Consider the following 15005-nt stretch of genomic DNA (forward strand, 5'->3'; position numbering starts at 1 on the left):
TTGATTCACAATGACTTTTTGTAAATGGACTTGCTAAAGTAACAAAACAAAAAACCAATAAGGGGAGAGAAAATGGCTGAATCTCAGCTTTTACAAACAGCGAGACAACATGCGCTGGAATTAGAAGATGTTGTTAACAAGGTAGTCGTTGGTCAAAAAGAAGCAGTTCGACTGATTTTGATTGCCTTACATGCTCGTGGCCACGTGTTACTGGAAGGTGGTGTTGGGGTCGGTAAAACCACTTTACTGCGTACCTTTTCAAAAGCATTGGGCGGTGCCTTTGGCCGTATCGAGGGTAGTGTGGACTTGATGCCTAATGACCTGCTCTATAGTGCCTGGGTTAATGCAGATGGCAAACCCGTGATTGATCCTGGTCCGCTGATTAATCACGGTGAAGATACAGCCGTCTTTTTCTTTAATGAAATTAACCGTGCCCGTCCTCAGGTGCAGTCTTTGTTACTGCGTGCGATGGCAGAACGCAGTGTTGAAGCCTTTGGTAAAGAATATCGTTTCCCGCATATGGTGGTTTTTGCTGATCGTAATGCCGTTGAAAAAGAAGAAACCTTTGAACTCAGTGCAGCAGCACGAGATCGTTTCTTATTCGAAATTAATATCAGCCGCCCAACAGACGATGCGATTCGTCGCCAGCTTATTTTTGATCCCGCCTTCCATGATGTTGATCAGCTATTGAGTACCATTGGTGAACCACTACTGGATTACCAGCAATTAAATGCACTGGATCATGATATTCAACGCGCTATTTTTGTATCACCGGAAATTGAGAATTATGTGGTGCGATTATGGGATGCCAGTTGGACACCGCATGAGTTAGGTATCGAGATGCCTGATATATACGTGGAAGATCTGGTGGTGGCTGGCGCCAGCGTACGGGGTATGTCAGCCATGGTCAGAGCGGCGAAAGTAGCGGCCTGGCTTGATGGCAGAGATCATGTTTTACCGGATGATATTCATACTGTTTTATTACCATCGATGACGCACCGCGTTTTCCTTTCACCAGTATATGAAGGTCGACGTGAACAAATTATGCCGCAATTTGTTCGAGCACTCCGCGATCATATTGCGACACCTTAAGTCGTATGGCTACCAGAAACCTGCCTCAGCAGGAGTTTGTTTATCGTTTTCCAGATAAAGTGTTCAGTCATGTGCCTGGTGCTCACAGCGGCACAGCATTAGGTAGTGGTGATCGTTTTGCTGGGTTTGCTGACTTGTTTGATTACCCTGACCCACGGCGCCTGGACATTCGTGCCAGCTTGCGTCAGCAGGCAGCGGATGTCACACAGCAGAGTCAGCAGCGCTGGTTGGTAAAACGTTATCAGCAACGTGCTTCCGTCACGCTGTGGTTAATGTCAGATATCAGTCAATCGATGACCGTATCCAGTGTTAATCATGAACGATTGGCTAAGTTGGCCCATATGATTGCCCATAGTGCGATTGGTATTGGTGATCGTTTTGCCATGACCGCCTTTGATAGTGAATGGCGTCAGGACATGACCATTATGCCCACCAGACAACGCAGTATGCCCGCGTTTGCAGCTGAACGGTTGATGGGCGCTGCTAAACCAAAAGCGGCGGGTGCGGCGGGACTGACACAGGCAACAGATCTGATTAATAGTAAACGGGCCATGATCTTTCTAGCCTCTGATTTCTGTTTTGATCTCAGTTTGTTAGAACAAAGTCTGCGCAAATTATCTCAATACACGGTGATTCCGATTGTATGGCGACATGATGATGTTGATCATTTTCCGTCTCACGCAGGTTGGGCTGAAACGCGAGATGCAGAGACGGGACAACGGCACAGCGTGTGGATGCGACCCAGTATTAAGAAGCGTTGGCAACAGCAGATGGAGGATCATTTTTCTCAACTTTCAGCCTGTTTTATGCGTTATCGCATCAGACCGCTTTATGTTGAGGGTGATATCACACCACAGCAGTTGACCGAATATTTTTACGCCATGAAAAACTCATAGGAATGCAGACAATGCGATTATTTGCTCTGTTTTTATTCACTCTGGTGACAACTAACGTGTATGCGGAAGATGTCACTATTCGTTTTGATCGTAGCTGGGGATTACTGGTCGGTGACCAAATTCATGCAACGGTCAATTTACCTGTTGATAGCAGTCAACTTGAGGAACACTCTCTGCCTCAAGTTGATAAACGTTATGGACCTTGGGTTCAATTATTAAAGCGTGAGTCAGAAGGTTCTGTTATGTCATTGACGTTTCAGATCATTAACGTGCCTGCTCATACCCGCGATGTAAAAACACCTGAACTGGAATTGCGTACACAGGATGGGCAGTTTTTAACGATTCCTGCAGCGACAATCGAGTTGGGCTCGTTTCTACCCAATGCGGAAGGTAGCAAACATCAGCCGCGAGCCGATGCGGTGTTACCTGCACAGAGTCATCAGCAGCTGCTGACAAACTTGTGGATTGCCATCGCTGTCTTGCTGTTATCCATTCTGATCTGGCTGGCCTGGCACTTTGGTTTACGTCCTCGCCATCGTCTGCCTTTTGCAACGGCGGTTTTTGAGCTTAATAAGATGCGTTTTCTCGGTCGCAAAAATGCCGATGAAGCCAGTCGTCACTTACACCATGCATTTAATCGTTGTGCCGGACGTGTGCTTGTCAAAAATGATCTGCCACTTCTTTGGGCAGAATGTCCTTGGCTGGAACCCTTAGCTGCAGACATTGAAAGCTTTTATCAGCAATCGGCAAGTCACTTTTTTAGTCGCGAACCGATGGAACAAAAAAGTTTTTCAGAATCACTCGAGCTGGCTAAAAAATGTCGTGCTAAGGAGAAAATGGCATGATGCTAGCTGGCTTTGAATGGGGTCATGCATGGCTATTACTTTTACTGCCATTGGCATTATTACCCTGGTTCAATCATAACCTCGACAAAACGGTGGCGTGGGTGAATCTTGTGCCAGTTGACCCATTATCACGAGTCATCAATCTCACACTAAAAACACTGTCTTCACTAGCCATTGCCTGTCTGATTATTGCTCTGGCTGCACCAAGCCTGCCAGAACAAAAAAGGGAGCGTGTCGGTGAAGGGGCTGAGATTGTTCTGTTGTTGGATCGCAGCCGTAGTATGGATGATCCTTTTGCCGTTAAAACACAGGCGGCTTCGGTGAGTGTGGGGGGCGATAACTCCAAGCGTAATGTCGCCCGTGATTATTTAACCGAGTTTGTCAAAAATCGTCCGGATGATCGTTTTGGTTTTGTGTTTTTCAGTACCAAAGCTATCAATCTTTTACCGCTGACTTATGACAAAGAGGCTGTATTGGCAACCATTAATGCCAATGCCTTGGGTAAAGGTTTATCCGATACCAATATGGCCGAGGCGCTGCTCAGTAGTGCCAAGATGTTTGAAGGCCAGCCTTATCGTGGTTCGCGGATTGTTTTATTGGTGTCTGATGGTGGTCAGATATTAACGGATGAGGCAAAAGAGAAAATTGCCAAAATTTACCGTGAAATGAATCTGACTATCTACTGGATATATCTCAAGTCCAGACAGGAGATGACACTCGAAGCAAGTGATAATGACAACTTGTTATGGGTGGATATTCCGGAACGGAAATTACATACATTCTTTAAATCTATAGGTGTGCCATATCGTGCGTTCGAAGCCGGTTCTTTGCAGAGCTTTGCTGACGCCTTAGCCGAAATCGACAGACGCCACTATCAAACTCTGATTGTGGAAGAAACACTGCCTCATGAACCCAAGGAAGATGTTTTTCTCTGGTTGGCGATGTTAGCAATGTTGTTACTGGCAAGTTCACATTTATACACATGGTGGGGAGTGAAAAAAGCCCATGAATAAAAAATTACAAACATTACGTTTTGTGCTGATTTTATTGATTATTTGTAGTGCTGCTTCGGCGAGTTATCTTGGCTTTAAATTGTGGCAGGAAATACAAATTGAACGATACATTGCTTCACCGTCCAGTAGTGAAGACGTACCTGATGATCCTCGCGCGCATTTTGCCAAAGCAGCTGACTTTGAAAAGCAGGAAAAACATGAGTTGGCACTGGATCAGTTAACCATTGCTTTGGGTGATGCACCGAAAGAACTAATGACGCTCGCTTATTACAATCGCGGCAATATCAACCTACGTACAGCACTGGAAATGACTCAGGCAGATGCTCGTCAATTACCATTAATTGAATTGGCGAAGCAGGATTTTCGTAGTGCTCTGGCTATCAATCCTGATATGTGGGATGCCCGCTATAATCTGGAAGTGGCTTTACGGGCTGTACCTGAAGATCCGGATGTGAATCCTGATTTTGAGAAAAACATCATCAGCAGTCAGCGTTCTATTGAGAGTAAAGCGTTCAAGGTAGATCTTCCATGAGATTGAGTTACCAAAAACGTATTTTGCTGACCGCGATTATCATGGTGACAGCATTAATTTTAGTGATGGCGGCTTTATGGTTCCCACTGGTCAAGCGTGATGTCAAAATCATGGATGCTATTTTTGTCCTTGATATCACTGACAGTATGAACGTGAAAGACGCTGAAATTGATGGTGAAAAAGTCAGTCGCCTGGCTTGGGCCAAAGAGTTTACTCGCAGGACATTGTTAGAAATGCCATGTGGCGCTCATGCCGGGCTCGCCATTTTCAGTGAAGCCAGAAGTTTGATTCTGATGAACCCGGTAGAAGTGTGTTCTTCTTATCATGATCTGACCCAGATGTTGGAGCAAGTCGACCCCTATATGGCATGGGCACGTTCTAGTGAAGTGTCAAAAGCGGTCTATACCGCGATTCGTCAGGCCAAACAGATTGAACCAAAACCGACGATTGTCATGCTAACGGATGGTCATGAGTCACCGCCGATTAACCCGACCTTATTCCCTAAATTTGCTGGTACGCCAGGTGAAGTTCACGGGATTCTTGTTGGTGTGGGGGGAGATGAATTACTGCCTATACCTAAAACTAATGATAAGGGCGTGATTGAAGGTGTTTGGGGTGTGAATGAAGTCATGCATGAAGATGTTTATGCTTCCATGCGGGCAGATAAAGATGTGCAGGTGAATAAACCCAGAACTGAGCATTTATCATCACAGAAAAAATCACATTTAGCCACATTGGCGAATCGTGTCGGCTTTGCTTTTGTGTCTTCCCCTAATGATCCGGTTGATTTGGTAGACACTATTCGTGATGAGTCTAATACCCGTGAGCAAACCATTGATTACGATTTATATGCCTGGTTTTCCGGGGCGGCATTATTGCTAATTTTATTGGTATTTTTACCTTACAGGTGGTTTGTACGAATAGACGACTAACAGATAACGGAAATGAAAAAGTGTCTGACATGGATTGTCTTTGCTATCTGAGGATATCCATACCTGAGTGTATCGGAGTGCATAGTGTTTGAGCTGAGTTGGGCTCATCCCATTTTTTTCTACGGAATGCCATTGGCTTTGTTGCCGTGGCTTTCTCAAAACACGACAAAAAAAATAGCCTGGCAAGGCTTTATACCGAAAGACAACTTGTCAGGCATTCTTTTCATACTCAGCAAGTTAGCCACTTCTATCGTGATGATTTGTCTGCTTTTAACGCTGGCAGACCCGTATATTCCTGAACAGACCGTTGAGCGTAGCCGTCAGGGAGCGGAGTTTGTCATTTTATTAGACCGCAGCCGCAGCATGGACGACCAATTTGCCCGTCCGCCACGCAATACCTTACAACGCTATACCGGCGTTAAAAAAAGCAAACGCGAAGTATCGCGCGATTATTTGGCTGAATTTGTGAAACGCCGTCCGGATGATCGTTTTGGCTATGTATTTTTTAGCACCAAATCAACGGAAATATTGAAGCTCACCTATAACAAAGATGCTGTGCTGGCGACTATCAATGCCGGTGGGCTTGGAAGAGGATTATCTCAAACCGATATTTTTAAAGCACTGAGTCTGGCCGTCAATATGTATAAAGACCAACCTTACCGGGGTTCACGAAATATTCTGCTCATTTCCGATGGTGGCCAGATTTTATCGACGGAACAGAAACAATATCTGCAGAAGGTTTTTAAGAAAATGCGCCTGAACTTATATTGGATTTATCTGCGTTCGATGCGAGGAATGACTTTGGAACCCAGCGATAATGACAGCCTGCTGTGGATTGATATGCCTGAACGGAAATTGCATAAGACATTCAAAACTCTGGGTGTGCCTTATCAGGCTTTTGAAGCTGGTTCTTTAGATGAATTTGCACAAGCCATCGATGAAATTCATAAACAGCAATCACAACCATTGATTGTGGAAGAACGTGTGCCTAAACAGCATCATCATGATGTATTTTTATGGCTTGCTTTGCTGAGCTTGTTTCCACTTATGCTGAGTCGAGTTATCACCGTATGGGGCGTCAAAAGGGCTGCACATAAACACTAGCTAATATCGCATTTCTACGCTGGCTTTGTTATCTTGTAAGGCTTATTCAGCCGTCATATGGAAGGTTGATAAATCACCCTCTAACCAGCAGGAATCACAATGCTAGAAAGTCTGTCACCCGATCAACTTATTGGTTTATTAGTGATTGTATGCTGTGTTTCTGCTGCACTGGCGTATTTGTTATTTGCCTTGCGTCATAGTCGCAAATTAACCGCCTTGCAATCGCAATTATATGAGTTACAACTCAGTCACAGCCGACAGGAGCAACAGTTACAAACGGCGTTCTCGACCGAGTCACGCTTGACTGAGACAGTAGCTGAATATAAACAGCAGGTTCAGCAGTTAAATCAAAGTCTTGAGCAGACAAAACAACAGTTACATCAGGCCGAAAAACACTTTGAAACAGCACAGGCTAATAACCAGTCTTTACAACAACAATTCAGCGATAAAAAGACAGAGCTGCAGCAGCAGTTGGACGCGTTTCAAGAGTTACAACAAGCCTATCAGTCATTGTCAAATCAACATACCGAGTTAAAAACGACACTCGAGAGAAGGGAAGAGCATTTCAAAGAACAAATGGCGCAATTGGCTGAAACCAAACAGGCCATGACCAAAGAATTTGAGAATCTTGCCAATAAGATTTTTGAAGAAAAAGGCAAAACATTTACCGATACCAGCAAGTCCAGTATTGATGTATTACTGAAACCGTTTCGTGAGCAAATTGAAGGGTTTCAAAAACGTATCAACGAAGTCCATGACGCCTCGATTAAAGGCAATACCAATCTGAATGCCGAGATCAAAAAGGTATTGGATATCGGCCTGAAAATGAGTGAAGACGCGCACAACCTGACTTCTGCTTTAAAAGGTGACTCCCAGCAACGCGGTGCCTGGGGTGAAGCACAACTCAGACGTACACTGGAAATGAGTGGCCTGATTGAAGATGCCCATTTTGAAGTGCAGACGGCGTTTAAAGATAACGAAGGTAAACAGAAACAAACCGACTATCTGATTAAACTGCCTGACAATAAACACATCATTATTGATAGCAAAGTGTCCTTGAATGCCTATGACCGGGCTGTGTCAGCAGAAACACCAGAGGCCTACACGGTGGCGATGGCTGACCATGTCAGAGCGGTGCGTAAGCATATTGATGATTTGGCTTCAAAGGATTACACCAATGTGGTCGGCATGCGTAGTCCCAGCTTTGTATTGATGTTTATGCCGATTGAACCGGCCTATATCGAGGCATTAAAAAATAACAAAGATCTGTTTGAGTATGGCTATAAAAAAGGCATTGTTCTGGTGTCTCACACCACATTGATACCGATTCTTAGAACGGTATCGAATCTGTGGATGATGGAGCGAAGTAATGCTGAAGCACGCGAAATCAGCGAAAAAGCTGGGGATATTTATAATCAGGTTGCGATTGTTGCCGAGCGTTTGCAAAAACTAGGTAATACCTTGGGCACTGTCAGTAATCAATATAATCAGGTCATCAAAGGTGTCGCGGGCAAACAAGGGCTTTATGGCAAAGTCGATCGTTTTGGTCAGTTATCCACGAAGGTCAGTAAATCGTTGCCACAATTAGAAACGATTGAACGTGATTATGAGACTGAACCGCTGACTATGATTGTTGAAGCCATAGAGGAAGATGATGAGGCTCAGTTATTGCCTCACAGTGAACAGCAAACATCAGCCAATGAATAAAATCGACGTGATTGATAATAATGAAGTCTGGCTGGATATTTCACTGACACAGCAACATTGCTGGCTGCGCCAGGCTGATGATGTTTTGTTTGATGCACCAGTGTCTACAGCGCTTAATGGGCCTGGTGAGCAGAATGGTAGCGGTTGTACACCACGAGGCTGGCATAAAATTCGTGCAAAAATTGGCAATAATCAGCCCATCAATAGCGTTTTTGTTGGACGCCGCCCCACCGCTGAGATTTTTAATGATGCACTAAAAGCGCAATTTCCCAATCGTGACTGGATTCTGACCCGAATTCTTTGGCTTAGCGGGCTGGAAGTCGGCAAAAACCGACTGGGAAATGTTGATACAATGCGCCGATATATTTATATCCATGGTTGTCCTGATGAACTGCCTATGGGGGAAGCGCTCTCTCATGGTTGTGTGCGTATGCGTAATCAGGATGTAGTGACGTTGTTTGATCGGGTAGATGCCGGTCTTAAAGTCTGGATTCACGAATAAGGTTAAATCACTATGGCATTAGGCCCATTGATGGTCGATTTGCTCGCTACCGAGCTGAGCGAGACAGAAAAAGAGATTCTCAAACATCCCTTGGTCGGTGGGGTGATTTTATTCAGTCGTAATTTCGAGTCGGTAGAGCAAATTACCCGTTTATGTGACGAGATTCATCAATTGAGGCAGCCGCATCTGTTGATTTCTGTGGATCACGAAGGTGGCCGAGTACAACGGTTTAGAAAAGGCTTCAGTCGTTTACCTCCGGTAGCAGCGATTGGTAAGGAATATCATCAGCATCCAAAATTAACGTTGGAAAGAGCAGAAGAAAGCGGTTGGTTAATGGCGGCGGAATTAAGAGCCGTCGGTGTCGATTTTAGCTTCGCGCCAGTATTGGACTTAGATTATGGTGTCAGTCAGGTAATTGGTGATCGCTCATTTCATCGCGACCCGTTAGCTGTTACAGACATCGCTCGTGCTTATATTCAGGGCATGAAACGGGCATGGATGTCAGCAGTAGGAAAACATTTTCCAGGCCATGGCGCAGTAGAAGTTGACTCACATTTGGGGTTACCTGTGGATAGCCGTCATCTGGAAGATATGCTTCAAGCCGATATGTTGCCGTTCACGCGTTTGTGCCAGACAGAGCTGGCGGGCATTATGCCAGCCCATATTGTTTACGAAAATAATGACAAACTACCGGCTTGTTTTTCACCGTTTTGGTTACAGGAAATGTTGCGCGGTAAGCTGCAATTTCAAGGTGCCATTTTGAGCGATGATCTGAGCATGGAAGGGGCGGCTATTATGGGCGGCCCACTAGAGCGTGCTGAAGCCGCTTTATCTGCCGGCTGTGACATGGTGCTGGTATGTAATAACCCAGGCAGTGTCGAGCAGGTGATTGACGGTTTAAAAGTCAGTACCGATCCTTTGAGAAATGCACGTTTGATGCGATTGCATGGTCGACACGCTACACCGCGTCATGAGTTACAACAAAGTGCTGAATGGAAACAAGCGGTTCAAACAGTCATGGATTACGCGCCTGACCCAGAGATGGAGTTAAATCTCACATGACAACGAGGTTACTGTTTTTCTTTTTGATGATATTAAGCTTGTCAGTGCAAGCGGGCGGGGGAATCAATCCTGCGGCTATTGTTGGGATGCAGAGTGCAAGCACTCAGGAAAAAGCAGTCGAGCCCCCAGTTGAAAAACTGAATCTGACACAGCCCAGAATCACGGTAAAACACTTTATCAAAGCAATGGATAAGGTGGCCAATGGTGATAATAGTGCCATTGAACAAGCTGTTTCGACATTTGATTTATCTGCTGTTAGTCCCCTGATACGAACAGAGCGCGGCCGCGAAACTGCCCGGTTGTTGTATACGATTATGCAAATCGCCAAGATGCCGAAACTCAGTGAGATTCCACAAAATCCTAAAACAAAACAATACACTTACTTACGAACCGATAGCGGTGATATTGTGTTACAGGCTGATGAGCAAGGTGACTGGTTATTTAGCTCAGAATCAGTTGAAGCCATTCCTGATATTTTCAATGAACTGAGTGATAACAAAGAACTGGTTAAAAAGTCTGCAGAAAAAGTGTCATTGCCTATCAGCGTCAGATTACGATCAGACATACCCGAATTTTTGAAATCTGGATTTTTATTAGAATACTGGCAATGGGTAGGTTTATTTCTGATTATTGTTATCGGTTCAATCGCCGATAAAACACTCGCCTTTTTATTAAAACTCCATATCAAACGTCGCAAACATAATCATGCTCTGTATACCGAACTAGATGATGATGTGCTTCGTCCATTAGGTTTAATGGCGATGGCTTTGATGTGGTGGTCAGGTCTGAATTTACTGGGTTTACCCGATACGGCGTTGCTGATTTTGCTGGTAGCGGTGAAGTTATTGGTTTCTATCTCAGGCATTTGGAGTGCTTTCCGCCTGGTCGATATTTTCAATGCTTATTGGACCGCCCGAGTCAGTAAAACCCAGACTAAATACGATGACTTATTAGTGCCCATGATCACTAAGAGCATGAAGGTGTTTGTGGTGGTGATGGGAATCGTCTTTGCCGCCGATAATCTGAATATTGACGTTACCAGTTTATTAGCGGGGCTTGGTCTCGGTGGTTTAGCTTTTGCCTTAGCCGCTAAAGATTTATTGGGTAATTTCTTTGGTTCACTCACCGTGTTGATGGATCGTCCTTTTCATATTGGTGACTGGGTCGTCATTGGTGATATTGAAGGTATGGTGGAAGAGGTCGGTTTTCGTAGTACACGCATCCGCACGTTTTATAACTCTCTAGTCACCATGCCTAATTCCATTTTAACGACCACCAAGATTGATAATATGGGCGCGCGTCGTTATCGTCGTATGCTGACAAAACTGGCTGTGACTTACGATACGCCGCCAGAAAAAATCGAAGGTTTTTGTGAAGGTATCCGCCGTATTATTCAGTTACATCCCTATATGCGAAAAGATCTATATCAGGTTTATTTCAATGATTATGGTGCGGATTCACTAGATATTTTGTTATATGTGTTCTGGGCTACCCCGGACTGGAATACAGAGCTACGGGAGCGCCATCGCTTTCTATTAGATGTACTCAGGTTGGCGCGCCAGATGGAAATCGAGTTTGCTTTCCCGACCCAGACGCTTTATCTCAAACGGGGTCAAAATGGTGTACCCAAAGCCTCACCTTATTCCCCAGCAATGACTCAGGAAGAGGCCTTTGCCAAAGGCCATGCAGAAGCTGAGTCTATTGTCAGTCAGACGCTAGGCGATAGAATCCCTGGTCCAGTTGAGTTCCCTCGCTAAATTAATTACAGAAAATAGGTTTAATACATTAATGCCAAAATCGTTTGTCCATCTTCATTTGCATACTGACTACTCGTTAGTTGATGGTTTAGTCAGAGTCAAACCCTTGGTCAAGCATGTGGCCGATGCAGGTATGCCTGCTATTGCGATCACCGATCATCATAATTTATTCGCGGCAGTGAAATTATTTAATGCCGCCATGCAAGCCGGTGTGAAACCGATATTAGGTGCTGATCTGCGTTTGCGCGATCCTAGTGATGCAAAACAAAGCACACGCTTTGTGTTGTTATGTATGAATCTGGAAGGGTTTCATAATCTGTCACGCCTGTTATCAAAAGCCTATATGGAAGGTCAGCATCTGGGGGTTCCGATGCTGGAAGCTGACTGGTTGCAGGGCCAAACTGATGGACTGATTTGTTTGTCGGGCGGTCGTGAAGGTATTTTGGGTAAAGCCTTACTGAATCATCAGAAAGACGAAATTGAGCAGCAATTAGCCTTCTGGCAGCCATTATTTCCTGATCGTTTGTATATGGAGCTTATCCGCACCGGACGGGAAGATGAAGAACGGTTTATCCGTGCGGCTATCGCGTTAGCGGCTGAAAAAGATTTGCCAGTGGTTGCGACCAACGATGTGCGCTTTTTAACGCCGGATCAATTCGAAGCACATGAGGCCAAAGTGTGTATTCACGAAGGTCGGCAACTGGATGATCCGCGTCGGCCACGTAATTACTCTGAACATCAATATCTGCGAAGCGCTGAAGAAATGACCGCCTTGTTTGAGGACATTCCGGAAGCGATAGAAAACACCGTTGAAATTGCTAAACGCTGTAATCTGCAACTCACATTGGGCGAACATTATCTGCCTGACTTCCCGGTACCGGAAGGCATGACCATTGAACAGTTCTTTAGTGAAGAGTCTTTCAAAGGTCTGGCTGAACGCTTAGAAGTCTTGTTTCCTGATGAAGCAGACAGAGAAGCGAATAAACCCCGTTATGAAGAACGATTACAGATTGAGCTGGATGTGATCAACCAAATGGGTTTCCCTGGTTACTTCCTGATCGTTGCTGACTTCATTCAGTGGGCCAAAAATAATGATGTTCCCGTTGGCCCTGGACGGGGGTCGGGTGCAGGTTCATTGGTGGCTTATGCCTTAAAAATTACCGATCTTGATCCCTTGCAGTATGACTTGCTGTTTGAACGTTTCCTTAACCCTGAACGTGTTTCCTTACCTGACTTTGACGTCGACTTTTGTATGGATGGTCGTGACCGGGTCATTGAATATGTATCACAACATTATGGCCGGGATCACGTATCACAGATCATCACTTTCGGGACCATGGCCGCCAAAGCGGTACTGCGTGACGTGGGGCGTGTATTAGGTCATCCCTATGGCTTTGTTGATCAGTTAGCGAAATTAGTCCCGTTTGAATTAAAAATGACGCTCAGTAAAGCAATGGAACAGGAGCCATTGCTGAAAGAGCGTTATGACAATGAGGAAGAAGTTAAAACCCTGATTGATCTGGCCTTACAGCTGGAAGGGTTGACAAGAAATGTCGGTAAACATGCCGGTGGTGTGGTCATCGCCCCGAAAGTATTAACGGAATACACGCCCATTTATAGTGAGCACAACGGGGCGGGGCTGGTTTCTCAGTTTGATAAAGATGATGTGGAAAGTGTCGGGCTGGTGAAGTTTGACTTCCTGGGGCTGAAAACACTGACCGTCATTGACTGGGCGATGAAAAATGTTCGCAGCCTGTTACCTAAGGAAGAAGCCGATAAAATCGATATCGCCAACTTACCGTTGGACGATAAACCGACCTACGCCTTATTAAAACGCTGTGAAACCACAGCGGTATTCCAGCTTGAATCGCGCGGTATGAAAGAGTTGGTCAAACGTCTGCAGCCAGATACCTTTGAGGATATCGTGGCACTGGTGGCTTTATTCCGTCCAGGTCCATTGCAATCAGGCATGGTGGATGACTTTGTTAACCGTAAACATGGTCGGGCAAAAGTCGATTATCCGCACCCTGATCTTGAACCTGTATTGAAGCCGACCTATGGGGTTATTGTTTACCAGGAACAGGTTATGCAGATCGCTCAGATTCTAGCGAACTACAGTCTGGGTGGCGCCGATATGTTGCGTCGAGCCATGGGTAAGAAAAAACCGGAAGAAATGGCCAAGCAACGTTTATTGTTCCTGGAAGGCGCAGCTAAACGGGGCATTGAAGAAAAAGAAGCCGGTCCTATTTTCGATCTGATGGAAAAATTCGCGGAGTATGGTTTTAATAAATCTCACTCAGCAGCCTATGCCTTGGTGGCCTATCAGACGGCGTGGCTAAAAGCGCATTATCCAGCGGCGTTTATGGCGGCCGTGTTATCAGCGGATATGGATAATACCGATAAAGTCGTTGGCCTGATTGATGAATGTCGTGATATGAAACTGAAGGTGTTACCACCGGATGTTAACCACAGCAAAATCAAGTTTACCGTTGAAGATGAAAGAACGATTCGCTATGGCTTAGGCGCGATTAAAGGGGTAGGCGAGTCAGCCTTGGCTGGTATTGTCTCTGAGCGAGAACAAGGCGATGCTTTTAGCTCGCTGTATGATTTCTGCCGCCGGGTCGATATGCGTAAGATTAATCGACGCGTGATGGAGTCACTGGTAAAAGCGGGGGCGATGGATTCATTAGGTGGTCATCGTGCCAGTATTGAAGCCAGCCTTACCAAGGCCATGCAGATTGCTGATCAACATCGTCGCAATAAAGATAGTGGTCAGAATGATTTATTTGGTCTCAGTCCGGAAGTAGACAACGGTCAGGATGAGCCTCTGGAACCGGCAGCGGAATGGGCAGAAGAGCATTTATTACAGGCTGAAAAAGACACTTTAGGTTTATATTTAAGCGGTCACCCGATTGATCGTTATCAGCAAGAATTGGCTGAATTTATTCCTAAACGTATTAATGAACTGGATGCACCTGAGTCAAAAGGTTACCAGCGTAATGAGAAGCCTGTGTTAACTGCTGGATTGGTGGTGGCGATTCGCACCATGAAGTCAAAAAATGGCGGTCGTATGGCCTTCATCACGCTGGATGATCAGAGTGGTCGTCTGGAAGTGCGTGTGTTTGCTGATGTCTATGACCAATATCAGAGCTTTATTCAGCCAGATAAGTTGGTGGTGATTCAAGGCAAAATAGGCCAGGATAACTTTACCGGTGGCTTGGCCGCGACCGCAGAAAAAGTATTTGATATCACAGGTGCACGTGAAGCATTTGGTCATTCCTTGCAGATTAATATTGATAATAAAGAGATGGCCAGCCAATGGGTTGAGCAAATAAAAAATATGCTCACGCCGTTCAAAGGCGGCACTTTATCACTGGAATTGTTATATCAGAATGAACAGGCGAGTACGGTAATTATGTTAGGTGATGACTGGCAGGTTACCCCGAGTGATACATTGATGAGTCAGTTAGCTATGCTGCCAGAAAGTCAAAAAGTCACGATCAGATACCGCGCCACAGTGGCAAACTGAACGCGTATAAAGCGTGACAGGCATAATAGTATGG

The 15005-nt window shown here is 45.2% G+C and carries 12 protein-coding genes; all 12 read left to right on the forward strand.

Features of this window, described 5'->3' with window-relative positions:
* The first annotated feature begins 72 nt into the window (after positions 1–72).
* The 12 genes from QQL60_RS03145 (at position 73) to dnaE (ending at position 14971) form a co-directional block, all read left to right on the forward strand.
* The gene (locus QQL60_RS03145) at positions 73–1092 is read left to right on the forward strand and encodes an AAA family ATPase (protein WP_284452095.1); all 1020 of its coding nucleotides are present in this window, start codon (positions 73–75) and stop codon (positions 1090–1092) included.
* A gap of 5 nt (positions 1093–1097) precedes the next feature.
* The gene (locus QQL60_RS03150) at positions 1098–1988 is read left to right on the forward strand and encodes a DUF58 domain-containing protein (RefSeq protein WP_273181939.1); all 891 of its coding nucleotides are present in this window, start codon (positions 1098–1100) and stop codon (positions 1986–1988) included.
* Positions 1989–1999: 11 nt separating this feature from the next.
* Positions 2000–2833: a hypothetical protein gene (locus QQL60_RS03155; RefSeq protein WP_284452093.1), complete on the forward strand. Its 834-nt coding sequence runs from the start codon at positions 2000–2002 to the stop codon at positions 2831–2833.
* On the forward strand, positions 2830–3846 hold the full coding sequence (locus QQL60_RS03160) for a vWA domain-containing protein (protein WP_007145533.1): 1017 nt from the start codon (positions 2830–2832) through the stop codon (positions 3844–3846). The genes QQL60_RS03155 and QQL60_RS03160 overlap by 4 nt, the downstream gene beginning before the upstream one ends.
* The gene (locus QQL60_RS03165) at positions 3839–4378 is read left to right on the forward strand and encodes a hypothetical protein (protein WP_007145532.1); all 540 of its coding nucleotides are present in this window, start codon (positions 3839–3841) and stop codon (positions 4376–4378) included. Before QQL60_RS03160 ends, QQL60_RS03165 begins: the two co-directional genes overlap by 8 nt.
* A complete protein-coding gene (locus QQL60_RS03170; RefSeq protein ID WP_007145531.1) occupies positions 4375–5310 on the forward strand; it encodes a VWA domain-containing protein in 936 nt (311 codons plus the stop codon). The genes QQL60_RS03165 and QQL60_RS03170 overlap by 4 nt, the downstream gene beginning before the upstream one ends.
* An 84-nt stretch (positions 5311–5394) precedes the next feature.
* A complete protein-coding gene (locus QQL60_RS03175; protein WP_284722395.1) occupies positions 5395–6414 on the forward strand; it encodes a vWA domain-containing protein in 1020 nt (339 codons plus the stop codon).
* 99 nt (positions 6415–6513) lie between these two features.
* Positions 6514–8121, forward strand: a complete 1608-nt coding sequence (locus QQL60_RS03180) for a DNA recombination protein RmuC (protein WP_284722396.1) — start codon at positions 6514–6516, stop codon at positions 8119–8121.
* On the forward strand, positions 8114–8623 hold the full coding sequence (locus QQL60_RS03185; RefSeq protein WP_284722397.1) for a L,D-transpeptidase: 510 nt from the start codon (positions 8114–8116) through the stop codon (positions 8621–8623). The genes QQL60_RS03180 and QQL60_RS03185 overlap by 8 nt, the downstream gene beginning before the upstream one ends.
* A 12-nt stretch (positions 8624–8635) precedes the next feature.
* Positions 8636–9685, forward strand: coding sequence for a beta-N-acetylhexosaminidase (gene nagZ, locus QQL60_RS03190; protein WP_284722398.1), 1050 nt, complete (start codon positions 8636–8638; stop codon positions 9683–9685).
* Positions 9682–11442 (forward strand): mechanosensitive ion channel family protein, encoded by a 1761-nt coding sequence (locus tag QQL60_RS03195; RefSeq protein WP_007145526.1) that lies wholly within the window; start codon positions 9682–9684, stop codon positions 11440–11442. The genes nagZ and QQL60_RS03195 overlap by 4 nt, the downstream gene beginning before the upstream one ends.
* Positions 11443–11473: 31 nt before the next feature.
* Complete coding sequence (gene dnaE / locus QQL60_RS03200) at positions 11474–14971, forward strand: DNA polymerase III subunit alpha (protein WP_284722399.1); 3498 nt, start codon at positions 11474–11476, stop codon at positions 14969–14971.
* The last annotated feature ends 34 nt before the right edge of the window (positions 14972–15005 follow it).

The sequence above is a fragment of the Methylophaga thalassica genome, assembly GCF_030159795.1.
Lineage (GTDB): Bacteria > Pseudomonadota > Gammaproteobacteria > Nitrosococcales > Methylophagaceae > Methylophaga > Methylophaga thalassica.